The sequence below is a fragment of the Streptomyces sp. MMBL 11-1 genome (assembly GCF_028622875.1).
Classification (GTDB): domain Bacteria; phylum Actinomycetota; class Actinomycetes; order Streptomycetales; family Streptomycetaceae; genus Streptomyces.
This window is the reverse complement of sequence record NZ_CP117709.1, coordinates 684,546-706,377: the sequence shown is the minus strand read 5'-3', so window position 1 is coordinate 706,377 and position 21,832 is coordinate 684,546. Positions and strand designations below refer to the sequence as shown.

Annotated in this window: 20 protein-coding genes; 6 read left to right on the top strand and 14 right to left on the bottom strand. The window is 71.6% G+C overall.

Annotation, left to right across the window (positions count from 1 at the left end; all coding sequences use genetic code 11):
• Window positions 1-205: 205 nt before the first annotated feature.
• Window positions 206-1,735 (top strand): alpha/beta hydrolase, encoded by a 1,530-nt coding sequence (locus PSQ21_RS02895; protein WP_274035625.1) that lies wholly within the window; start codon window positions 206-208, stop codon window positions 1,733-1,735.
• Between the two features lie 31 nt (window positions 1,736-1,766).
• Here PSQ21_RS02895 and PSQ21_RS02890 read toward each other — a convergent pair whose 3' ends face one another.
• From PSQ21_RS02890 to PSQ21_RS02860, 7 genes are all read right to left on the bottom strand, one after another.
• Entirely contained in the window at window positions 1,767-2,828 is a 1,062-nt protein-coding gene (locus tag PSQ21_RS02890) for an NAD-dependent epimerase/dehydratase family protein (protein WP_274028819.1), read from the bottom strand.
• A 64-nt stretch (window positions 2,829-2,892) separates the two neighbouring features.
• On the bottom strand, window positions 2,893-3,609 hold the full coding sequence (locus PSQ21_RS02885) for a lysophospholipid acyltransferase family protein (protein WP_274028818.1): 717 nt from the start codon (window positions 3,607-3,609) through the stop codon (window positions 2,893-2,895).
• A gap of 202 nt (window positions 3,610-3,811) precedes the next feature.
• Window positions 3,812-3,970 carry a hypothetical protein gene (locus PSQ21_RS02880; RefSeq protein WP_003970622.1) on the bottom strand — a complete coding sequence of 53 codons (159 nt, stop codon included), beginning with the start codon at window positions 3,968-3,970 and terminating at the stop codon, window positions 3,812-3,814.
• 66 nt (window positions 3,971-4,036) lie between these two features.
• On the bottom strand, window positions 4,037-4,987 hold the full coding sequence (locus PSQ21_RS02875; RefSeq protein ID WP_274028817.1) for a cytochrome c oxidase assembly protein: 951 nt from the start codon (window positions 4,985-4,987) through the stop codon (window positions 4,037-4,039).
• A 110-nt stretch (window positions 4,988-5,097) separates the two neighbouring features.
• Entirely contained in the window at window positions 5,098-6,123 is a 1,026-nt protein-coding gene (locus PSQ21_RS02870; protein WP_274028816.1) for a 6-phosphofructokinase, read from the bottom strand.
• A 175-nt stretch (window positions 6,124-6,298) separates the two neighbouring features.
• On the bottom strand, window positions 6,299-7,027 hold the full coding sequence (locus PSQ21_RS02865; protein ID WP_274028815.1) for a type 1 glutamine amidotransferase: 729 nt from the start codon (window positions 7,025-7,027) through the stop codon (window positions 6,299-6,301).
• 34 nt (window positions 7,028-7,061) lie between these two features.
• Window positions 7,062-8,300, bottom strand: coding sequence for a MurT ligase domain-containing protein (locus PSQ21_RS02860; protein WP_274028814.1), 1,239 nt, complete (start codon window positions 8,298-8,300; stop codon window positions 7,062-7,064).
• 114 nt (window positions 8,301-8,414) lie between these two features.
• Between PSQ21_RS02860 and def the strand changes: the two genes are divergently transcribed.
• Window positions 8,415-8,960 (top strand): peptide deformylase, encoded by a 546-nt coding sequence (gene def, locus PSQ21_RS02855; RefSeq protein WP_274028813.1) that lies wholly within the window; start codon window positions 8,415-8,417, stop codon window positions 8,958-8,960.
• Between the two features lie 29 nt (window positions 8,961-8,989).
• On the opposite strand, the gene PSQ21_RS02850 is transcribed toward def, so the two are convergent.
• Window positions 8,990-9,652 (bottom strand): TetR family transcriptional regulator, encoded by a 663-nt coding sequence (locus PSQ21_RS02850; protein ID WP_274028812.1) that lies wholly within the window; start codon window positions 9,650-9,652, stop codon window positions 8,990-8,992.
• A gap of 190 nt (window positions 9,653-9,842) precedes the next feature.
• On the opposite strand from PSQ21_RS02850, the gene PSQ21_RS02845 reads away from it, so the two are divergent.
• Entirely contained in the window at window positions 9,843-11,069 is a 1,227-nt protein-coding gene (locus PSQ21_RS02845) for an acyl-CoA dehydrogenase family protein (RefSeq protein WP_274028811.1), read from the top strand.
• Window positions 11,070-11,202: 133 nt separating this feature from the next.
• Here the strand turns inward: PSQ21_RS02845 and PSQ21_RS02840 are convergent, their stop codons facing one another.
• The 4 genes from PSQ21_RS02840 to PSQ21_RS02825 all read right to left on the bottom strand — a co-directional run bounded on the left by PSQ21_RS02840 (window position 11,203) and on the right by PSQ21_RS02825 (window position 15,129).
• Window positions 11,203-11,691 carry a glutathione peroxidase gene (locus PSQ21_RS02840; protein ID WP_047175513.1) on the bottom strand — a complete coding sequence of 163 codons (489 nt, stop codon included), beginning with the start codon at window positions 11,689-11,691 and terminating at the stop codon, window positions 11,203-11,205.
• Window positions 11,692-11,741: 50 nt separating this feature from the next.
• Window positions 11,742-12,266 carry a GNAT family N-acetyltransferase gene (locus tag PSQ21_RS02835; RefSeq protein WP_274028810.1) on the bottom strand — a complete coding sequence of 175 codons (525 nt, stop codon included), beginning with the start codon at window positions 12,264-12,266 and terminating at the stop codon, window positions 11,742-11,744.
• A 164-nt stretch (window positions 12,267-12,430) separates the two neighbouring features.
• Window positions 12,431-13,768, bottom strand: coding sequence for a chloride channel protein (locus PSQ21_RS02830; RefSeq protein ID WP_274028809.1), 1,338 nt, complete (start codon window positions 13,766-13,768; stop codon window positions 12,431-12,433).
• 395 nt (window positions 13,769-14,163) lie between these two features.
• Entirely contained in the window at window positions 14,164-15,129 is a 966-nt protein-coding gene (locus PSQ21_RS02825) for a DUF389 domain-containing protein (RefSeq protein ID WP_274028808.1), read from the bottom strand.
• Between the two features lie 326 nt (window positions 15,130-15,455).
• On the opposite strand from PSQ21_RS02825, the gene PSQ21_RS02820 reads away from it, so the two are divergent.
• Entirely contained in the window at window positions 15,456-15,710 is a 255-nt protein-coding gene (locus PSQ21_RS02820; RefSeq protein ID WP_274028807.1) for a DUF6011 domain-containing protein, read from the top strand.
• A 173-nt stretch (window positions 15,711-15,883) separates the two neighbouring features.
• Here PSQ21_RS02820 and PSQ21_RS02815 read toward each other — a convergent pair whose 3' ends face one another.
• A complete protein-coding gene (locus PSQ21_RS02815) occupies window positions 15,884-16,759 on the bottom strand; it encodes an acyl-CoA thioesterase (protein ID WP_274028806.1) in 876 nt (291 codons plus the stop codon).
• Between the two features lie 34 nt (window positions 16,760-16,793).
• Window positions 16,794-19,307: a DEAD/DEAH box helicase gene (locus PSQ21_RS02810; protein WP_274028805.1), complete on the bottom strand. Its 2,514-nt coding sequence runs from the start codon at window positions 19,305-19,307 to the stop codon at window positions 16,794-16,796.
• Between the two features lie 138 nt (window positions 19,308-19,445).
• On the opposite strand from PSQ21_RS02810, the gene PSQ21_RS02805 reads away from it, so the two are divergent.
• A complete protein-coding gene (locus PSQ21_RS02805; protein WP_274028804.1) occupies window positions 19,446-20,237 on the top strand; it encodes a metal-dependent hydrolase in 792 nt (263 codons plus the stop codon).
• A gap of 53 nt (window positions 20,238-20,290) precedes the next feature.
• A complete protein-coding gene (locus tag PSQ21_RS02800; RefSeq protein ID WP_274028803.1) occupies window positions 20,291-21,826 on the top strand; it encodes an ATP-dependent DNA ligase in 1,536 nt (511 codons plus the stop codon).
• The last annotated feature ends 6 nt before the right edge of the window (window positions 21,827-21,832 follow it).

Here is a 21,832-nt window from a genome sequence, read left to right as displayed (position 1 = left end):
CCGCTCAGCGAACCCCCTTCACCGGTTATGGGTTCGGTAAAGAAACAGGTGTACGCCCTGGCCCGGGCGCCCCACTGACGAAAGGATCCCCGCGACGTACCGATGACCACGTCGCCTTCGGCGGCGGATCGGATGAAGGGGGAGGTTCCACGTGATACGCACAACGGTGCTCGGTTCGGCCGGGGCTCTCGTCGCGGGCACGCTCATGGCGGGGGCGATGGCAGCACCCGCCGCCGGCGCCGACGGCCGCCATCACGGCCGGGGCGACGCGGAGGCTCGCGGCGCCGCCGTCGCGGCGCACCGGGCGGCGAACGCCGGGATCGACTGGCAGGACTGCCCGGAGGACTGGGGCCTGGCCGCCCCCATCCAGTGCGGCTGGGTCACCGTGCCGCTCGACTACGCCCGGCCGAACGGCAAGAAGATCAAGCTCGCCGTCGACCGGCACGTCAGCACCGGCACGAAGGGCGAGCGCCAGGGCGCACTGCTCTACAACCCGGGCGGCCCCGGCGGTTCGGGACTGCGCTTCCCCGCCCGGGTCACCGCCAGGAACCCGCTCTGGACGAAGACCTCGAAGGCGTACGACTTCGTCGGCTTCGACCCGCGCGGCGTCGGCCACTCGGCCCCCATCTCCTGCGTCGACCCGCAGGAGTTCGTCAAGGCCCCCAAGGCCGACCCGGTCCCCGACAGCGAGGCCGACAAGCGCGCCCAGCGCAAACTGGCCCGCGAGTACGCCGAGGGGTGCGGCGAGCGCAGCGGCGCGATGCTGCCGCACATGACGACGCCGAACACGGCACGCGACCTCGACGTCATCCGGGCCGCGCTCGGGGAGAAGAAGCTCAACTTCCTCGGCGTCTCCTACGGCACCTACCTGGGCGCCGTCTACGGCACCCTCTTCCCGACCCACGTCCGGCGCATGGTCGTCGACAGCGTGGTCGACCCGTCGCGGAAGAACATCTGGTACCGGGCGAACCTCAACCAGGACATCGCCTTCCAGACACGCTGGGACGACTGGAAGGCGTGGGTGGCGAAGCACGACTCCGTCTACGGCATCGGCGACACCCCGCAGAAGGTCGAGAAGGCCTGGCTGGAGCTGCGGGCAGCCGCCAAGAAGGACCCCATCGGGGGCGTCGTCGGGCCCGCCGAGCTCATCGGCTTCTTCCAGGGTGCGCCGTACTACGACTCCGCCTGGGCCCCCACGGCCAAGACCTGGAGCGCCTACCGGGCCGGTGACACCCAGGCCCTGGTCGACGCCGCCGCCCCCGACATGAGCGACCTCGCGGGCAACGCCGCCGCCGAGAACGGCAACGCGGTCTACAACGCCGTCGAGTGCGCCGACGCCAAGTGGCCCACCGACTGGCGTACCTGGGACCGGGACAACACTCGGCTCCACGAGAAGTACCCGTTCATGACGTGGCCCAACGCCTGGATGAACCTGCCCTGCGCCACCTGGCCGGCCAAGCAGCGGACCCCGCTGGACGTGAGGTCCGGCAAGGGCCTGCCGCCGGTCCTCATCGTGCAGTCCACCCGCGACGCCGCCACCCCGTACCAGGGCGCCGTCGAGCTGCACAAGCGGTTCAAGGGCTCGCGGCTCATCACCGAGAAGGACGCCGGGTCCCACGGCGTCACCGGACTGGTCAACCCCTGCGTCAACGAGCGGGTGGACACCTACCTGCTCACCGGGGAGACCGACCGGCGCGATGTGACGTGCGCCCCGCACGCCGCACCGAAGCCGTAGACCACCCAGGAGGCGCCCGACCGGGGGCCGCTCAGCGCCGCCCCCGGTCGTACGCCTCCAGCCAGGCGTCCTCCGCCGCGTAGTCGAAGAGCCATGCGCCGTAATTGCGCAGCATCTTCGGGAACGCCTCCCGCCAGTCGCGCTCCGCCAGCTCTCCGGCGAGCCACTCGACCGTTTCCGGCAGCGACTCCGCGTACCCGGTCACCGGGCGGTACCCGAGCTGTTCCTCGGCGGCCGTCATGTCGTAGACCACGGGGTGGCCGCCGCTCCACGGGGTCACTCCGACCTGCCCCTCCGGGGAAGGGCCGTCGATCAGCACCGTCTCCGTCTCCCGCCCGAGCACGTCGTCGATCGCCGACGCGATCTCCGCGACCGTGGGCGCCTGGGGGTCCGCCGCGTTCAGCACACGGGATCCCGGCCGCCGGGCGGCCAGCCGGATCAGCTCCGCCGCGTTGGACACATGGACCGGGTGGAAGCGGCTCTCCCCGCCGTACGCGAACACCCGGCGCCGGCGCCCGTCGAGCAGCCGCTTCACCACGAACAGCTCGCGCGGGGTGCGGCAGTACGGGCCGTGGACCGCGCCCGCCCGCAGCAGCGTCACCGGCAGTGCGTCGCCCGCCGCCAGCAGCTCCCGCTCCAGCAGGACCTTCCGCGTCCCGTACGTGGCGTCCCCCGGCGCCACCGTGGGCTGGGTCTCCGACAGCGGCACCGGATAGCGGGGGAAACCGTCGACGGAAGCCTGTGTGTCGAAGCTGCGGCCCCGGTCGTCCTCGTACACCGCCCCGCTGGAGATCACGACGGCCGATCCGATCCGGCCGGCCAGCCCCGTCAGCTGCCGGGCGTGCGCGCCGCCGAACGCCACCATGTCGACCAGCACGTCACAGCCGTCGCCCAGCGCCCGGCCGAGCGACCCCTCTTCGTCCCGGTCGAGCGTCACCGCCCGGACCCCGGCGTCCCATCCCTCCCATCCCTCGTCCCGGCCACCACCGCGCGAGGCCGCGGTGACCTCCCAGCCGTCCGCGGCCAGCGCCCGCACCGCGGCCCGCCCGATCTGGCCCGTCGCACCCAGCACCCATGCGTGTCCTCTGCTCATGATCCCGACGCTAGGGGAGCGGGCCCGCCGGGACGAGGGTGCTCTGCCGGTGGCGTATTCGCGCTCAGCGTCGCAGCTTGGGGAACTTCCTCGGCGGCGCGGCCTCCTGCTCGGCCGCCTTCACCTTGGCCGCGTACTCGTCCACGTACTCCTGGCCGGAGAGTTCGAGGATCGCGTACATGATCTCGTCCGTCACGGCCCGGATCGCGGCCTTCTGGTTCTCCATGCCCGCGTAGCGGGAGAAGTCCAGCGGCTCGCCGAAGCGGATCGCGACCCGTTTGATCTTCGGCACGACCTGGCCGGGCGGCTGGATCTCGAAGGTGCCGACCATGGCACAGGGAACCACCGGGACCCGCGCGGTGATCGCCATCACCGCGACCCCGACCTTGCCCTTGTAGAGACGGCCGTCGTGCGAGCGGGTGCCCTCCGGGTAGATCCCCAGCAGCTCGCCCCTGCCCAGGACGCCGAGCCCCTCGCGGATGGCCGCCTGTCCGGCGTCCTTGCCGGAACGGTCCACCGGGATCTGCCCCGCGCTGCGGAAGAAGGCCGCGGTGAGCCGGCCCTTGATCCCCGGGCCCGTGAAGTACTCGGCCTTCGCGAGGAAGGTGATGCGGCGCTTGATGATGGCCGGCATCAGAAAATGGTCGGAGAAGGAGAGGTGGTTGCCCGCGACGATCGCCGCGCCGTCCGTAGGAATGTTCTCCAGGCCCTCGGTCCGGGGCCGGAACAGCAGCCGCAGTACGGGCCCCAGCACGACATATTTCAGGATGTAATAGAACACCTTGCGGGTGCACCTCGCTCTGCCGGGGCGGTTCAGGCCTGTACTGGATCATGCTGGTGCCGGGGGCCTGCAGCGTAGGCCCCCGGCACCAGCATGCGACCGTGGCGAACCGGTCTCCCGACTCGTACCCGCCTCCGGGCCCGTCAGGCCCGGTCACCCGCCCACGGCGGTCGGGCGTCCTGGCGGTCACCCGCCGTGACGGTCAGGTGTCCTGGGTGGCCAGCATGCCGAGGGTGCACAGCCCCAGCACCACCCAGCCGAACCAGAGCCAGCCACTGCTTCCCAGCGCCACCGTGTACGCGGTCACCGCGATCAGGGCACCGCCGGTCATGTATCCCATGGTCTTTGTCGATCCGGACATGCGCGCACGCTCCTCGTCGGCCGCGCGGCCGTTGCCCCCATGGTCACCCCGTACGCGCCCTCCGCGCTACTGTCCGCGCGCCTGCAAAGACGCGAGATAGGCGTTGTACGCCGCCAGCTCCTTGTCACCGTCGCGGTCCGCCGCCCGGTCCGTGCGCCGCGCGGTGCGCTGCTCGGAGCGGTACCACTGGAAGACCAGCGCGATCAGCACCAGCACGGAGGGGATCTCGCTGAACGCCCAGGCGATGCCGCCCGCCCAGTTCTGGTCGCTCAGCGCGTCGATGCCGAGCGAGGCCGGCGGGTTCTGGTACGTCTCCACCATCGGCGTCGACGCCATCATCAGCGCGATCCCGAAGAACGCGTGGAAGGGCATCCCGGCGAACAGTTCCAGCATCCGCATCAGATACCCGGGCCGGTGCGGGCCAGGGTCCACGCCCATGATCGGCCAGAAGAAGACCAGGCCGACGGCGAGGAAGTGCACCATCATCCCGATGTGGCCCGGCTTCGAGCTCATCAGGAAGTCGAAGATCGGCGTGAAGTACAGCGCGTAGAGGCTCGCGATGAACAGCGGGATCGTGAACACCGGATGCGAGATGATCTTCATGTACCGGCTGTGCAGCAGCTTCAGCAGCAGCTCGCGCGGCCCGGTCCGCCCGCCCCCGGCGGGCGGCAGCGCCCGCAGCGCCAGCGTCACCGGGGCGCCCAGCAGCAGCAGGATCGGCGACAGCATGCTGATCACCATGTGCTGCACCATGTGCACGCTGAACATGACCATGCCGTAGTCGTTGAGCTTGGTGCACATGACCAGCGCGATGCTCAGCACGCCCACGGTGAAGAACACGATCCGGTTCACCGGCCAGCCGTCCCCGCGCCGACGCAGCCGCACCACGCCGTACCCGTACAGGGCGAGCGCCAGGACGCAGCCGGTCAGGAAGAACGGGTCGACGGAGAGCTCCAGCCCCCGCCCCAGCGTGAACGGCGGCAGGTCCATGTTCATGCCGTGCCCGCTGTGATCCATCTGTTCGCTCCCGATGGGGACACGTCCCCGTTTCGTGCCGGTTGTCCGGTCCAGAGTAGAACTGCCCCCGGCCGCGGTTGCGGCCGGGGGCAGTTCTGGACGGCACGTCGCTACAGCACGCACTCCGCCTCGGCGTACCGCTCGGCGGGGACCGTCTTCAGCGTCTCGACGGCCTCGCCCAGCGGGACCATCACGATGTCGGTGCCGCGCAGCGCGGTCAGCATCCCGAACTCGCCCCGGTGCGCCGCCTCCACCGCGTGCCAGCCGAACCGGGTCGCCAGGACCCGGTCGTACGCGGTGGGCGTGCCGCCGCGCTGGACGTGGCCGAGGATGACCGGACGGGCCTCCTTGCCGAGCCGCTGCTCCAGCTCCCCGGAGAGCTGCGTGGCCACCCCGGCGAACCGCTCGTGACCGTAGATGTCCTTGACGCCCTGCTCGAACTGCATGGAGCCCGCGCGTGGCTTCGCGCCCTCGGCGACCACCACGATGGCGAACTTCTTGCCCGCCGAGAAGCGCTTGCCGACCAGCTCGGTCAGCTCGTCTATGTCGAACGGGCGCTCGGGCACCACGATGGCGTGGGCTCCGGCGGCCATGCCGGAGTGCAGGGCGATCCAGCCGGTGTGCCGGCCCATGACCTCGACGATCAGCACCCGCTGGTGCGACTCGGCGGTGGTCTTCAGCCGGTCCAGCGCCTCGGTGGCGACGCCGACGGCGGTGTCGAAGCCGAAGGTGACGTCGGTGGAGGCTATGTCGTTGTCGATGGTCTTGGGGACGCCGACGATCGGGAGACCGGCCTCGGAGAGGAGGTTCGCGGCCTTGAGGGTGCCCTCGCCGCCGATCGGGATGATGGCGTCCAGGCCGAGGTCCGCGACATGGCCGCGGGCGCGCTCCACGCCGTCGCGCAGATGCGCGGGCTGGACCCGGGAGGAACCGAGGATCGTGCCGCCGCGGGCCAGGATGCCGCCCACCGCGTCAAGGTCGAGCTTGCGGTAGTCGCACTCCAGCAGGCCCTTCCAGCCGTCGTGGAAGCCGATGACCTCGTCGCCGTGGTCCACCACCGCGCGGTGCACGACGGAACGGATGACGGCGTTGAGGCCGGGGCAGTCGCCGCCGGAGGTGAGTACGCCAATGCGCATGGCCCGGAAACCTTTGCAACGTTAAGTCGACGACCGGACCACGTCGTCCGGTTGGATCCCCGCCACCCTACCGGCGCAGGGTGGCGGGACCGAACCGGCCGTCCGCCTGCTGGACTCCGCTCAACCGAGCGGAAAACGCCTCAGACGGACCCCGCTCAGGCGAGCGGAAAGAGCCTCAGGCGGGCTGGGTCGCCGAGGCGATCCGCTCGGCGCGCAGCGCCTCGTACCAGCGGTCGTCGGTGGGCGGCAGCGCGTTCACGTCGAGGGCCAGCTTCAGCAGCAGATCGGCGATCTGAGGGTTGCGGGCCAGCACGGGGCCGTGCATGTACGTCCCGAAGACCGTGTCGTTGTACGCGCCCTCCGTGCCGTCCCCGGTGCCGTTGCCGCGGCCGAACTGCACCCGGGCCAGCGGCCGGGCCGTCGGGCCGAGATGGGTGACGCCCTGGTGGTTCTCGAACCCGGTCAGCGGCGGCAGCCCGAGGTGCGGGTCGATGTCCGCCAGTACGTCGCCGACGCACCGCGCGCCCTCGCCGCGGGTGGAGACCACGTCGAGCAGACCGAGACCGGCCTCGCGCTCACCGAGGTCGTTGACGAACTCGTGCCCGAGGATCTGGTAGCCCGCGCAGACCGAGAAGATGATCGCGCCGTTGGACGCGGCCCGGCTCAGCCCGCCGTCGCGGCGCAGCCGCTCGGCCGCCAGGCGCTGCGGCCGGTCCTCACCGCCGCCGATCAGATAGATGTCGCCGGACGTCGGCACCGGCTGGTCGCTGCGCACGTCGACGCGCTGCACGTCCAGACCGCGCTGGCGGGCGCGCCGCTCCACGACCAGGGCGTTGCCCTGGTCGCCGTAGGTGCTGAGCAGGTCGGGGTAGACCCAGACCAGACGCAGACCGTTGTTGCTCATGCTTCGTCCTCTCCGGAGGTGGCCGGGGCCGGGGTCAGTTGCCGACACGACGGCGCAGATCCTGGAAGGCGGTGTAGTTGGCGATGACCTCGATGCGGCCGGGCGGCGCGTGCTGCACGGCCTCGTCGAGCGTCTCGCAGACCCGGAAGTCGAGACCGGCCACTTCGAGGCGGACCGCGAGGTCCAGCTTCCGGTCGCCGAGCACGAAGATCGGGTGACCCGCCAGCTGCGTGTAGTCCACGTCCCACAGCCAGGAGGTGTCCGTGCCGTCCGCGCCGCGCGCGTTCACCGAGAGGATCACCGGCGTCGGCGGCGGGTCGATCAGCGAGAACGTCTCCAGCCAGCCGGCCGGGTTCTTCGCCAGCAGCAGACGCAGCTCACGGTTCTGGAAGGTGACGACGTCGTAGCGTCCGGCCACCGCCTGCACCTGGTACATCCGCTCCAGCGCGACCTGCGGCGGCACCCCGAAGACGGCGGCGACGGCGGCGGAACTGGTGGCGTTCGCCTTGTTCGCGCGGCCCGGCAGCTGAAGGTGGATCGGCCACGCCGAACCGTGCGGGTCCAGGACGTAGTCGCCGTTCAGCGCCCAGCTCGGGGCGGGGCGGCGGAAGCCGCACTGCCCGCAGAACCAGTCGTCGCCCGGGCGCTGCATCACACCGCCGCAGGACGGGCAGGACCAGGCGTCGTCCTTCCACGCCTGACCGGCCGCCACCCACACCACGTTGGGCGAGGAGGAGGCCGCCCAGACGACCAGCGGGTCGTCCGCGTTCGCGATGACCACGGCCTTCGAGCCGGAGAGGCCCTCGCGCCACTGCTCGGCCATCATCCGGGTCTCCGCCGCGCGGTCCAGCTGGTCGCGCGAGAGGTTGAGCAGGGCGATCGCCTTGGGCGTGGTGTCGCGCGCGACACCCGCCAGATACTTCTCGTCGACCTCGATCACGCCGAACTTCGCGTCCGAGCCGCCGGCCAGCGCCGAGGTGATGCCCGCGGGCATGTTCGCGCCGAGCGCGTTCGACACGACGGGCCCAGCGGCCCGCAGCGCCTCGGCGATCAGCCGTGTGGTGGTCGTCTTGCCGTTCGTCGCCGACACGAGGATCACGTCCAGGTGCTGCGCCAGCCGCCCCAGCAGGTCGGGGTCGAGTTTGAGCGCCACCCGGCCGCCGATCACCGATCCGCTGCCCCGCCCCGCGGCGCGTGACACCGCCGCCGCGGCCTTGCCCGCCGTCACGGCCAGTTTGGCCCGCGGCGACAACGGCTCCGTGTTGCCTGCCATCGTCCTAGATCCTCCTTGCATCGGTCCGCGCCCAGCCTATCGATGTCCGGCGTGGCGACCGCACCGCGGCACCACGGGAACTCCCCGCCCCCGGCGGAACGTAACCTTGCCGCCATGCGAAACCGCCCGATCCCCGGCAGTTCCGGACTCGTCCGTGAGATGAGTCTGCTCGGCGACCCGTTGCTCCACAGCGCCTGCGAGGACGTCACGAACTTCGGCCCGTCGCTGGCGGGGCTGGTCGAGGACATGTTCGCCACGATGTACGCCGCACAGGGTGTCGGGCTCGCCGCCAATCAGATCGGCGTCCCGCTCAAGGTGTTCGTCTACGACTGCCCGGACGACGACGATGTCCGCCATCTGGGACACGTGGTCAATCCCGAACTGGTCGAGGCGGACGGACTCACCGTACGCGGACCGGAGGGCTGTCTGTCACTTCCCGGTCTGGAAGCGGGCACGGAACGCTTCGACCACGCGGTCGTCGAGGGCCTGACGATGACCGGCGAGCCGGTCCGGATCGCCGGGACCGGGTGGTTCGCCCGGTGCCTCCAGCACGAGTGCGACCACCTGGCGGGCACGGTCTACACCGACCGGCTGACCGGGCTGCGGCGCACCCGGGCGCTGCGCGCGGCGCGCCGCGCACCCTGGGCGCGCAAGGACTGAACCCCGCCGCGCTCCGGCGACCGCGCGGGTCAGAACCCCGGGCCGCCCTGGAGGTCGCCCGTCTCCGCGAGCCTGCCCCACAGCAGATCGGCGAGGCTGCTCACCAGCCGTTCGCGGGAGCAGGGCCGGTCGCCGAGCCACCAGTCGCCCGCGGCGTGCATCATGCCCACGATCCCGTGCCCCCAGATGCGTGCCGTCTGCTCGCTGTCCGGGCCCAGGTCGACCCGCTCGGCGATCACCTGGCCCAGCTCCTCGCCGAGGCGGCGCAGCAGCGGGGCGGAGTGCCGGCCGACGTCGAAGCCCTGCTCGGGGGAGGGGGCCGTGTCGGCGGCGGCACCGTCGGCGGGATGCATCAGGAAGCGGTAGACCTGCGGGCGGGCCTCGATCGCCGCGAGATAGGTGTCGAGCGTGGACTCCACCCGCTCGCGCCGGTCGGCGGGCGCGTCCAGGGCGGCTCGCAGGGCGCTGAGCAGTGCGTCGGTGTGGCGCTTGGCGAGGGCGCGGTAGAGGCCGCCCTTGTCCCCGAAGTGGCGGTAGAGGATGGGTTTGGTGATCCCGGCCTCGGCGGCGATGGCGTTCATCGAGGCCTGCGGTCCGTCCCTGAGCACCACCCGGTCCGCCGCTTCCAGCAACTCGCGGCGACGGCGCTCGGCCGCGGTCCGCTGTCGCTCGGCGCTTCGTGCGGTCTCCATGTCGTCTCTCCCACCCCTGGCCACGTGGTGCCGTCGCACCGCCTCTGCCTGTGCACGCCCGCGCAACGTAACACTCCGCAGGCCGGACGCCTGATCGGCTCCGTGATGGTTGACAGTACCTACTTGTCGGTAACAGACTGTGGTTACCGCAAGTAACATATGGTTTTCGCCGCAGTGCCTGGAGGGGAACATGGCCGAGTTCACGCTCGATCTCAACGACGACCAGAAGCAGGTCAGGGAGTGGCTCCACGGCTTCGCCGCGGACGTCATCCGCCCCGCCGCCTCGGAGTGGGACGAGCGCGAGGAGACGCCCTGGCCCGTCATCCAGGAAGCGGCCAAGGTCGGCATCTACTCCCTGGACTTCTACGCCCAGCAGTTCTTCGACCCTACGGGCCTCGGCATCCCCATGGCCATGGAAGAGCTCTTCTGGGGCGACGCGGGCATCGCCCTGTCGATCGTCGGTACGGGCCTGGCGGCCGTCGGCGTCCTCGCCAACGGCACCGAGGAGCAGATCGGCACCTGGATCCCGCAGATGTACGGCGACGCCGACGACGTGAAGGTCGCCGCCTTCTGCTCCTCCGAGCCCGACGCCGGATCGGACGTCGCCTCGATGCGCACCCGGGCCGTCTACGACGAGGCCAAGGACGAGTGGGTCCTCAACGGCACCAAGACCTGGGCGACCAACGGCGGCATAGCCAATGTCCACGTCGTCGTCGCCGTCGTCGACCCCGACATCGGCTCCAAGGGCCACGCCTCCTTCATCGTGCCGCCGAACACCCCCGGCCTCTCCCAGGGCCAGAAGTTCAAGAAGCACGGCATCCGCGCCTCCCACACCGCCGAGGTGGTCCTGGAGGACGTCCGCGTCCCCGGACACTGCCTGCTCGGCGGCAAGGAGAAGCTCGACGAGCGCCTCGCCCGGGCGCGGGAGCGCGCCAGGGCCGGCGGCGAGCGCGTCAAGAACGCGGCGATGGCCACCTTCGAGGCCTCCCGCCCCGCCGTCGGCGCCATGGCCGTGGGCACCGCCCGCGCGGCCTACGAGGTCGCCCTCGACTACGCGAGGACCCGCAGCCAGTTCGGCCGCCCGATCATCGACAACCAGGGCATCGCCTTCCAGCTCGCCGACATGCGCACCCGGATCGACGCGGCCCGGCTGCTGGTCTGGCGCGCCTCCTGGATGGCCGCCACCGGAAAGCCGTTCACCTCGGCCGAGGGCTCCATGTCGAAGCTGTACGCGAGCGAGACCGCCCGGGACGTCACCGCGCAGGCGATCCAGATCCTCGGCGGCAACGGCTTCACCCGTGAGTACCCGGTCGAGCGCATGCACCGCGACGCGGCCATCTACACCATCTTCGAGGGCACCAGCGAGATCCAGCGCCTGGTGATCGCCCGCACGCTGTCGGGCATGCCGATCCGCTAGGGCGTGTTTCGAAATTCTCGCCTGCTCGGCCCGCCCTCCGGGCGGACGACGATACTTTCGAAACACGCCCTAGCCGCGACAGGACGGGTGCGGTCCGGAACGTACGGGTCCCGGACCGCCCCCGTCCCCGTGCTCAGCCCGGCAGCTGCGCCTCGATCGCCGCCACGACCTCCGTGGCCTCGGGCTCGGAGCGCGGACGGAGCCGGGCCACCGGCTCACCGGCCGGCGAGATGAGGAACTTCTCGAAGTTCCACTGGACGTCCCCGGCCTCCCCGTCCGCGTCCGCCAGCTTCGTCAGCTCCACGTACAGCGGGTGCCGGTCCGCACCGTTGACGTCGATCTTCTCCAGCAGCGGGAAGGTGACCCCGTACGTCGTCGAGCAGAAGGTCTGGATCTCCTCCGCGCTGCCCGGCTCCTGCCCGGCGAACTGGTTGCACGGGACGCCGAGCACGGTCAGGCCCCGGTCCCCGTAGTTCTGCTGCAGCCGCTCCAGGCCCTCGTACTGCGGAGTGAGACCGCACTTGGAGGCCACGTTCACCAAGAGGACGGCCCGGCCGCTGTACGCGCCCAGTGTGGTCGGCTCGCCCGCGAGGGTGCGCAGCGGAATGTCGTGCAGCGTCATGAAACTCTCCCTGATCAGTGCGTGGTGGTGCCCATGGTGCCGCCCGCCGCTCACGGAGCGGCGAGCTCCTTGTAGTAGAAAGTGGTCGGCTTGAGGCTGCCCGCCGGATCCGCCGCGTATCCCGGCACACTCCCGACCTTCGTCCAGCCCGCCCGGCAGTAGACCTGCTCGGCCAGGCTGCCGCTCTCGGTGTCCAGGATCAGCAGTGTGATGCCCTCGGTCGCCGCGTACGCCTCGACCGCGGACAGCAGAGCCCCGCCGAGCCCCTGGCCGCGCGCGGAGGGCCGGACCATGAGCTTGGCGACCTCCGCGCGATGCCGGGCGTTGGGCAGCGGAGCGCGGACCAGGGCGATCGTCCCGGAGACCCGACCGCCCTCACGTGCGATCCAGATGCCGATCCGCCCCGTCTCCACGTCGCCGGCCCGCTCGCGCCACCAGGCGGCGGCCGTCTCCCGGTCCAACGGGGCGAGGAAGCCCACCGAGGACCCCTCGTCGACGGTCTCGGCCAGGAGGCCGGCCAGGTCGTCGGCGTACGTGACCAGCTCGGGAGCGGACACATGGACGATCTCGGTCATGCGCGGGGGTCCTTTCACAGGGCAGGGGTCGCAAGGCACCGTACGGCCCGCGGCGGAGGCTCTTTCCTCCAGGGTGCACGGGTGCTCCACCCCGGCGAAACGTCATTTCCCACGGTCTCCCTCCCCTACCCGGACGCGCCGCCCGACACCGGGCGCGCGTGAGGTCACCCGGTCTCCGGCCGCGGTCCGGCGACCGGCGCCGGTGTCAACCGGAGGGTGACCACGTACGCCACCACCACCGACACGATCACCAGGGGCATCACGGTGAGACCTTCCTTGCCCAGCAGGAGCGTCGCCAGGAGCACCGAGGTCATCGGCAGCCGCAGCATCGCCACGCACATGGCCCCGACGCCCATCGCGAACCCCGCGGTGAGATCCAGACCCGGCAGATGGGACAGCGCGATGCCCCCCACCGCGCCCACGAACATCGCGGGAAAGACGGGGCCGCCCCGGAAACAGCTCAACGAGGCGCAGTAGGCGAAGGACTTGCAGACGATGAGCAGGACCAGCGCACCGACCGAATACCCCGCGCTCCCGGACAGGAGATGGCCCAGCTCGTGCTCACCCGAATACAGCACCTCGGAACCGTCCTTGCCGGACGTCTCGGCGTACGCCAGCGCGAGCCCGCCGATGACCAGCCCCATCACCGCCGTGGCCACCACCGTCCGCCGCTCCACGCGATCCCGCAGAGCCAGCGAGAGCCGGCGGATGCCCGCGCCGGCGAAGGCGGCTACGACACCGAGAACCAGCGCCCACCCGAACCCCGCGATGTCGGGGGGCGCCGGCGACGGCACCTCGCCCAACGTCAGCGAGTAGGTTCCCAGGCCCGTCCAGGAACCCAGCCCCGTGAACATCAGCGCGCCGATCCCCGCGGCGAGCAGCCCGGGGACCAGCACCACGCCCAGCATCGGCCCGGCCAGCCCCGACACCTCCATCAGCAGGAAGGCGCCCAGCAGCGGGGATCCCAGCAGGGCGCTCACCGCGGCGAAGCTCCCCGAGGCCCCGACCAGGGACCGCGCCCGCGGTGTCAGGTCCCCTTTGACGCGCCCCGCCGCCCAGACGGCCAGCCCGCCGCCCAGCGCGATCAGGGGTGCTTCCGGCCCGAGCACGGCGCCCGCACCCAGCGAGAGCAGCGCCGCCAGGACGATGCCGGGCAGATCCGCCGCGGCCGGGGCGCCGGTGGACACCAGCCCGTCCGCCGGCCGGTGCCCGCCCCCGCCCGGCAGCCGGCGGATGGTGAGGCCGACCAGGAGACCCGCGACGCCGAGCAGCGGTACGGGCCACCACGACGGCGTCTCCTCGAAGCCCATCGCCCGCGGCAGCTCCGTGTACGTCAGCGACTGGAGCTCCGAGACCAGGGCCAGGAATCCGAACGCGACCGCGGAGACCGGCACCCCGAGAACGGCCGCCATCAGCAGCAGCCCCGCGTACCCGCGCGTGCGGACCGGTGCGTACGGGTCCTCCGGCGCCGCGACGGGTGTGCCCGGAGACGTGGCCGGCATAGGTGGAACTCCTCGGCGTGAAGATCCCCGGCTGGGGAAGGGGGCGGGGCACGGGTTCACGCCGGGATACCACGCACCGGCGGACCGGGACGCCCGGCCACCGCCGGGGACACGCCCTTCGGTGCGGAAGGTCAGCCGCCCGGCCCCGGAGGACCGTTCGCGCGGCCTCCCGGGACGTCCGCCGGCAGCCGCGCCGAGGCCACCGCGTCGGCCGGCGCCCGCTGATCGAACTCGTCGCGGTCCGGGTACGACTCCGCGAGCGTGCGATCGCCCGGTCGAAGACGCCTCCCCGCCCCGGGGGCCCGGCGGCGCCGCGGCTTCCCGGTCCCCGAGGTGATCCTTCCGGAGTACGTCAGGTCTCTTCGGCAGCCCGTCAGGCTCTCCACGGCAGTCCGTCAGGCCTCTTCCGCGAGTCGGCGGCCACGGTCACGCCGGAGTCCGACCCGTTGCCAGATCGCCCGCTGGGCCTTGAGCGTGGCCGTGCCCACCACGATCAGCACCAGGATGTTCACCACGAGCTGGATGGCCGAGCCCCGTACGTCGGACCAACTGGTGAACGCCGTGGAGACGGCGATGTCCGCCGCGGCCGGGATCGTCGTCACGGAGATGAACACGCCGAGCAGGGCGCTGCTCCTGGCCTCGGTGAGTGACACGATCCCGACGATCCCGGCCAGGGTCGCGACGGCGACCGAGAAGAAGTTCGGTGTGTTGATGAGATGGGAGACGGGGCGCAGACCCCGGTCGAAGGCCTCCGACTGCATCCCGAAACCGCGGACGAGGAGGGCGAAGAGGAACGTGGTGACGATGGTGAGGAGGAAACCGGCCCCCATGGCGGCCAGCCCGCTGCGCACCATGGCCCGATGGCCCCGGTCGATCCCCAGCGCCACGCTGACGATGGCGCCGTACTCCGGCCCGACGACCATCGCCGCCACGATCAGGATCTGCGAGTTGGTGACGATGCCGACCGAACCGATCAGCCCGGCGACGACCAGATAGAGAAAGAAGCTCGGCGGGTACCGCCCGCCGGATCTGATGCGCGCCTCGACCTGCTCCCAGACCGGGGCCCGGCTCAGCGGCCCCAGCTCGCGCTGTCCCCCTTCGGTGGCGGCGCCGGAGAAGGCCATGTCGACCGGCTCGATGACGAGGGATCCACGCTGGTCCAGCCGGACGGCGCGCAAGCGGTGCAGCACGTCGTTCGCCGCCCCTGTCAGCACGTCGCAGGCGATGGAGTCGCCGTCCGGACGGCGCGCGACATCGCGCTGGACGATGAGATTGAGCACGCAGGGGTCGCCCGAGAGCAGGCCGACGACCTCGTCGGTCAGGTCCGGCGGGCTCACCGCGCGGATGTGGATCATGTCCATTCCGGTACCTCCGCGGCTCCCGGCCCCGTCGAACGGCGCTTCACCCGGCCGGTGGCCCCGAGGGCCCCGGGGGCTCACTCCAGTAACACGGCCCCGCCCCCGTTCGGCAAACCGGGCGCGGGACCCGGTCCCGGCGCCCGGACGCGCGTCGCGCACCCGGAGCGGGAGTGCCCGACTACGCGCTGTCCGACGGCCGCGAGGTCGGCATCCAGGCGGTACACCGGGGACGGAAGAGCCTCTCCGGCGCTGCTGGGACCGGCTCGGGGACTCCCGGGACCGCCCCGGCGAAGGCGCCGGCCGCGATGCCGTACTGGCAGGATCGGCGTGTGGAGATTCCCGACGCCCTTCCCGAACCGCTGCCCGGTGCCGCCGGAGCCGCCGCCCCGGGCCCCGCCGACGAAGGCGAGCAGCACCGGGGCCGCCGCCTCGTCCGCTGCCGCCTCTGCGGCCGGCCCCTCACCGGGACCGACTCGCGCCGGGCCGGCCTCGGACCGTCCTGCGACGCCAAGCTGCACCCGGCGCCGCCGGACATCCGCACCCGCCGCCACGAGGTCGACCAGGACCCGCTGCCCGGCACGTAGAACCGTGCTCCAAGGGCTGTCCCGCAATTCCCGGCGGGCGCGCGACGACAGCTACGGCACCTCGCCGCGTTGTCGGAACGTCCACATACATCCAGTATGCGGACGTCCCTCCGCCTTGCGATGCACCGCATCTGACGCCGCGCGCTTATCCACCGGGAATTACGGGACAGCCCTTAGTCGCTCGTCAGCCGCCGGAACAGCCCCTCCTGCACCACCGACACCAGCAGCTGACCCGAACGGTCGTAGATCCGGCCCCGCGCCAGCCCCCGGCCGCCCGTGGCGATCGGCGACTCCTGGTCGTACAGGAACCACTCGTCCGCCCGGAACGGCCGGTGGAACCACATCGCGTGGTCCAGCGAGGCCATGTCGAAGCCGCGCGGACCCCACAGCGGCTCCACCGGGATGCGGACCGCGTCCAGCAGCGTCATGTCGCTCGCGTACGTCAGCGCGCAGGTGTGCACCAGCGGGTCGTCGCCCAGCGGGCCCACCGCCCGCATCCACACCGCGCTCCGCGGATCCGCGTCCTTGATCTCGTCCTTCGTCCAGCGCAGCCGGTCGACGTAACGGATGTCGAAGGGCTGCCGCCGGGCCATCCGCTCCAGCGCCTCCGGCAGCACGCCGAGGTGCTCGCGCACTTCCTCGGCGACCGTCGGCAGCTCCTCCGGGTCCGGGACGATCCGGGCCGGCGGCAGCTGGTGCTCGAAGCCCGCCTCCTCGGGGCGGTGGAACGACGCCGTCAGGTTGAAGATCGTCCGGCCCTCCTGGACGGCCGTCACCCGCCGGGTGGTGAAGGACCGGCCGTCCCGCACCCGCTCCACCTGGTACACGATCGGCACTCCTGGACGGCCCGGCCGCAGGAAGTAGGCGTGCAGCGAGTGCACCGGCCGCTCCCCGTCCGTCGTGCGGCCCGCAGCCACCAGCGCCTGGCCCGCGACCTGCCCGCCGAAGACCCGTTGCAGGGACTCCTCGGGACTGCGGCCGCGGAAGATGTTGACCTCGATCCGCTCCAGGTCGAGCAGGTCGACCAGGCGCTCGGCCGGGTTCGTCATGCCGTACCTCTCCACTCGTCTCTCAGGGGTGCCCTCACAGCTGACCGACCTCGGTGACCCGGACGACCGCCCGGCCCTCCTCGTCGGACGCCGCGAGATCCACCTCGGCCTGGATGCCCCAGTCGTGATCGCCCGCCGGGTCGGCGAACGCCTGCCAGACCCGCCACAGCCCGTGCGCCGGGTCCTCCTCGATCTTCAGCAGCTTCGGACCGCGCGCGTCGGGACCGGTCCCGATCTCCTCGTGCGCGTCCCAGTACGCGTCCAGCGCCTCGCCCCACGCGTCCTCGTCCCACCCGGAGTCGCCGTCCAGCTCGCCCAGCGCGCCCGCCCGGTCCAGCGCGGCCAGCTCCACCCGGCGGAACATCGCGTTGCGCACCAGCACCCGGAAGGCGCGGGTGTTGGCCGTGACCGGCTTGACCTCGTCCGCCTTCTCCTGGGCCTGCTCGGCGGTCTCCACCTCGGGGTTGGCCAGCTGCTCCCACTCGTCCAGCAGGCTGGAGTCCACCTGGCGCACCATCTCGCCGAGCCAGGAGATCAGGTCCTGGAGGTCCTCCGACTTCACGTCGTCCGGGATCGTGTGCTCCAGCGCCTTGTACGCGCTCGCCAGATACCGCAGCACGATGCCCTCGGTCCGGGCCAGCTCGTAGTGCGAGGTGAACTCCGTGAAGGTCATGGCCCGCTCGAACATGTCCCGGATCACCGACTTCGGCGACACCGGGTGGTCGTTCACCCACGGATGGCTCGTGCGGTACACGTCGTAGGCGTGCCACAGCAGCTCGCTCAGCGGCTTCGGGTAGGTGACGTCCTGGAGCAGTTCCATCCGCTCCTCGTACTCGACCCCGTCCGCCTTCATCTGCCCCACGGCCTCGCCGCGCGCCTTGTTCTGCTGCGCGGCGAGGATCTGCCGGGGATCGTCCAGCGTCGACTCGACGACCGAGACCATGTCCAGCGCGTACGAAGGGGATTCGGCGTCCAGCAGGTCGAACGCGGCCAGCGCGAACGTGGAGAGCGGCTGGTTCAGCGCGAAGTCCTGCTGGAGGTCGACCGTCAGACGGACGATCCGGCCCTCGGCGTCCGGCGTCTCCAACCGCTCCACCACCCCGCCGTCCAGCAGCGAGCGGTAGATGGCGATCGCCCGCCGGATGTGCCGCAGCTGGGCCCGGCGCGGTTCGTGGTTGTCCTCCAGCAGATGCCGCATCGCCTCGAACGCGTTGCCCGGACGCGCGATCACCGCGAGCAGCATCGTGTGGGTCACCCGGAAGCGGGAGTTCAGCGGCTCGGGATCGGAGGTGATCAGCTTGTCGAAGGTGGTCTCCGACCAGGCGACGAAGCCCTCCGGGGCCTTCTTGCGGACCACCTTGCGCTTCTTCTTCGGGTCGTCGCCCGCCTTCTTCACGTTCTTCTCGTTCTCGATGACGTGCTCGGGCGCCTGCGCCACGACGAAGCCGGCCGTGTCGAACCCGGCCCGCCCGGCCCGGCCCGCGATCTGGTGGAACTCCCGCGCGCGCAGGGTCCGCACCCGGGTGCCGTCGTACTTGGTGAGCGCCGTGAACAGCACCGTACGGATGGGCACGTTGACGCCTACGCCGAGCGTGTCCGTACCGCAGATCACCTTCAGCAGACCCGCCTGGGCCAGCTTCTCCACCAGGCGGCGGTACTTGGGCAGCATCCCCGCGTGGTGCACCCCGATGCCGTGGCGCACGTAACGGGAGAGGTTCTGGCCGAACTTGGTGGTGAAGCGGAAGCCGCCGATCATGTCGGCGATCCTCTCCTTCTCCTCCTTCGTGCACATGTTGATGCTCATCAGCGACTGGGCCCGCTCGACGGCCGCGGCCTGCGTGAAGTGCACGATGTAGACCGGCGACTGCCGGGTGTCCAGCAGCTCGGTCAGCGTCTCGGTGATCGGTGTGAAGCGGTACTCGTAGCTGAGCGGCACCGGACGGGTCGCGGAACGCACCACGGAGGTGGGGCGGCCGGTACGCCGGGTCAGATCCCTCTCGAACATCGTGACGTCGCCGAGCGTCGCCGACATCAGCACGAACTGGGCCTGCGGCAGCTCCAGCAGCGGGATCTGCCAGGCCCAGCCCCGGTCCGGCTCCGCGTAGAAGTGGAACTCGTCCATCACGACCTGGCCGATGTCGGCGTACTTGCCGTCGCGCAGCGCGATGGAGGCCAGCACCTCTGCCGTACAGCAGATCACCGGGGCGTCCGCGTTGACCGAGGCGTCGCCGGTGAGCATGCCGACGTTCTCGGTGCCGAAGAGCTTGCACAGGTCGAAGAACTTCTCCGACACCAGCGCCTTGATCGGCGCCGTGTAGAAGGTGACCTTGTCCTGTGCCAGCGCGGTGAAGTGCGCGGCCGCCGCCACCAGGCTCTTGCCCGAGCCGGTCGGGGTGGAAAGGATCACGTTCGCCCCGGAGACCACCTCGATCAGCGCCTCCTCCTGAGCCGGATAAAGGGTGATGCCCTGGGTCTCGGTCCATGACGAGAAGGCCTCGAAGAGGGCGTCCGGGTCGGGGGTCTTAGGCAGCTGGTCGATGAGGGTCACGCCCCCATCTTGCCTGTCTTCCGCCCGGATGAGGGAACCGGCGGACGGCACGAAGATCACGGACGATACGCTGCGGTGTCAACCTGCCCGCGCCGTACCGGTGATGGGCGGACGAAGCGCTGGGGGCGGGAAAAGACCATGATGGGACCGGCACACTCTCTGTCAGGGGCAGCGGCCTGGCTGGGGGTGGGCGCGGCGGCCGCCGCCGCGGGCCACACGATGCCCTGGCCCGTCCTCGTCGTGGGAGCGCTGATCTGCGCGGGCGCCGCCCTCGCCCCCGACCTCGACCACAAGTCCGCGACCATCTCGCGCGCCTTCGGACCCGTCTCCAAAGCCCTCTGCGAGATCGTCGACAAGCTCTCCTTCGCCGTCTACAAGGCCACCAGGAGCGCCGCCGACCCCCGCCGCACCGGCGGCCACCGGACGCTGACCCACACCTGGCTCTGGGCCGTCCTGGTCGGCGGCGGCTGTTCCGCCGCGGCGGTCTTCGGAGGGCGCTGGGCCGTGCTCGCGATCCTCTTCGTCCACCTGGTGCTCGCGGTCGAGGGCCTGCTGTGGCGGGCCGCCCGGGTCTCCAGCGACGTCCTGGTCTGGCTGCTCGGCGCCACCAGCGCCTGGATCCTCGCCGGCGTCCTGGACCAGCCGGGCAACGGGGCCGGCTGGCTCTTCGACGCCCCCGGCCAGGAGTACCTGTGGCTCGGCCTGCCCATCGTGCTCGGCGCACTGGTCCACGACATCGGTGACGCGCTGACCGTCTCCGGCTGCCCGATCCTGTGGCCCATACCGATCGGCCGCAAGCGCTGGTACCCGCTCGGCCCTCCCAAGTTCATGCGCTTCCGGGCCGGCAGCTGGGTGGAGATGAAGGTGCTGATGCCGGCCTTCATGGTCCTCGGGGGAGTGGGCGGGGCAGCCGCCCTCAACTACATATGACGCCCGAAGGCCGTGGGCGGGCGACGCGCTCCGCTCCGTAGCACCATGGCAGCATGCTGCTCGCCGAGCTCGCCCAGGTGTCCCTGGAGGTCGCTGCCACCTCCGCCCGGTCCCGCAAGACGGCGCTCCTCGCCGGCCTCTTCCGGGACGCCGGACCCGAGGACGTCCCCGTCGTCATCCCGTACCTCGCCGGGCGGCTGCCCCAGGGCCGCATCGGCGTCGGCCGGCGGAGCCTGGGCGACCCGGTGGAACCCGCCCTCGAGCCCACGCTCACCGTCACCGGTGTCGACGCCGAGCTGACCGCCCTCGCCGCCATCTCCGGCCCCGGGTCCCAGGCCCTGCGCCAGGAGCGGCTGCGCGCCCTGTTCGCCGCCGCCACCGCCGACGAGCAGCGCTTCCTGCGGGCCCTGCTCACCGGCGAGGTACGCCAGGGGGCCCTGGACGCCGTCGCCGCCGACGCCCTGGCCCACGCCGCCGGGGCACCGCCCGCCGACGTCCGGCGCGCCGTGATGCTCGCCGGATCGCTCCAGGAGGTCGCCAGGGTCCTCCTCGCCGACGGCCCCGCGGCGCTCGCCGGCTTCCGCCTCACCATCGGGCGGCCCGTCCAGCCGATGCTGGCGCACACCGCCGCCTCGGTGGGCGAGGCACTCGACAAGCTGGGCCCGTGCGCGGTCGAGGAGAAGCTCGACGGCATCCGGGTACAGGTCCACCGGGACGGCGACCGGATCCGCGCCTACACCCGGACCCTCGACGACATCACCGACCGGCTGCCCGAACTGGTCACCGCCGTCGCCGCGCTCGACGCGGGCCGTTTCGTCCTCGACGGTGAGCTGATCGCCCTGGGGGAGGACGGCAGGCCCCGGCCGTTCCAGGAGACCGCCTCCCGGGTGGGCTCACGGCGGGACGTGGCCGGAGCCGCTGCGCACGTGCCCGTCGTCCCGGTCTTCTTCGACGCCCTCCTCGTCGGCGACGAGGACCTGCTCGACCGGCCCCTCACCGACCGCCACGCCGCGCTGGTCCGGCTCCTCCCCGAGAACCTGCGGGTCCGGCGCGCCCTCGTCGCAGATCCGGATGACCCGGGGGCCCGCGCGGCGGCCGACGCGTTCCTCGCCGACACCCTGGAGCGCGGTCACGAGGGAGTCGTCGTCAAGGACCTGGCCGCCGCCTACAGCGCGGGCCGCCGGGGCGCGTCCTGGCTGAAGGTGAAGCCCGTGCACACCCTGGACCTCGTGGTGCTGGCCGTCGAGCGGGGCAGCGGCCGGCGCACCGGCAAACTCTCCAACCTGCACCTGGGCGCCCGCCGGCCCGACGGTACGTTCGCGATGCTCGGCAAGACCTTCAAGGGGCTCACGGACGCCCTGCTGGACTGGCAGACCGAGCGGCTGGGGGAGCTGGCGACCGACGACGACGGCCACGTCGTCACGGTACGCCCGGAGCTCGTCGTCGAGATCGCCTACGACGGCCTCCAGCGCTCCACCCGCTACCCGGCCGGGGTCACCCTCCGGTTCGCCCGCGTCCTGCGCTACCGGGAGGACAAGACCGCGCAGGAGGCGGACACCGTGGAGACGGTCCTGTCCCGGCAGCCGTGAGCGAGC

What these genes read in the sequence shown, in the direction of transcription:
- PSQ21_RS02815 (WP_274028806.1), bottom strand. Translation starts at nt 16,759, where the DNA reads ATGACGAACCCGGCCGAGCGCCTGGTCGACCTGCTCGACCTGGAGCGG.
- PSQ21_RS02840 (WP_047175513.1), bottom strand. Translation starts at nt 11,691, where the DNA reads ATGACGCTGCACGACATTCCGCTGCGCACCCTCGCGGGCGAGCCGACC.
- PSQ21_RS02895 (WP_274035625.1), top strand. Translation starts at nt 206, where the DNA reads ATGGCGGGGGCGATGGCAGCACCCGCCGCCGGCGCCGACGGCCGCCAT.
- PSQ21_RS02845 (WP_274028811.1), top strand. Translation starts at nt 9,843, where the DNA reads ATGGCCGAGTTCACGCTCGATCTCAACGACGACCAGAAGCAGGTCAGG.
- PSQ21_RS02800 (WP_274028803.1), top strand. Translation starts at nt 20,291, where the DNA reads ATGCTGCTCGCCGAGCTCGCCCAGGTGTCCCTGGAGGTCGCTGCCACC.
- def (WP_274028813.1), top strand. Translation starts at nt 8,415, where the DNA reads ATGCGAAACCGCCCGATCCCCGGCAGTTCCGGACTCGTCCGTGAGATG.
- PSQ21_RS02835 (WP_274028810.1), bottom strand. Translation starts at nt 12,266, where the DNA reads ATGACCGAGATCGTCCATGTGTCCGCTCCCGAGCTGGTCACGTACGCC.
- PSQ21_RS02850 (WP_274028812.1), bottom strand. Translation starts at nt 9,652, where the DNA reads ATGGAGACCGCACGAAGCGCCGAGCGACAGCGGACCGCGGCCGAGCGC.
- PSQ21_RS02880 (WP_003970622.1), bottom strand. Translation starts at nt 3,970, where the DNA reads ATGTCCGGATCGACAAAGACCATGGGATACATGACCGGCGGTGCCCTG.
- PSQ21_RS02830 (WP_274028809.1), bottom strand. Translation starts at nt 13,768, where the DNA reads ATGCCGGCCACGTCTCCGGGCACACCCGTCGCGGCGCCGGAGGACCCG.
- PSQ21_RS02870 (WP_274028816.1), bottom strand. Translation starts at nt 6,123, where the DNA reads ATGCGCATTGGCGTACTCACCTCCGGCGGCGACTGCCCCGGCCTCAAC.
- PSQ21_RS02865 (WP_274028815.1), bottom strand. Translation starts at nt 7,027, where the DNA reads ATGAGCAACAACGGTCTGCGTCTGGTCTGGGTCTACCCCGACCTGCTC.
- PSQ21_RS02805 (WP_274028804.1), top strand. Translation starts at nt 19,446, where the DNA reads ATGATGGGACCGGCACACTCTCTGTCAGGGGCAGCGGCCTGGCTGGGG.
- PSQ21_RS02860 (WP_274028814.1), bottom strand. Translation starts at nt 8,300, where the DNA reads ATGGCAGGCAACACGGAGCCGTTGTCGCCGCGGGCCAAACTGGCCGTG.
- PSQ21_RS02890 (WP_274028819.1), bottom strand. Translation starts at nt 2,828, where the DNA reads ATGAGCAGAGGACACGCATGGGTGCTGGGTGCGACGGGCCAGATCGGG.
- PSQ21_RS02875 (WP_274028817.1), bottom strand. Translation starts at nt 4,987, where the DNA reads ATGGATCACAGCGGGCACGGCATGAACATGGACCTGCCGCCGTTCACG.
- PSQ21_RS02825 (WP_274028808.1), bottom strand. Translation starts at nt 15,129, where the DNA reads ATGGACATGATCCACATCCGCGCGGTGAGCCCGCCGGACCTGACCGAC.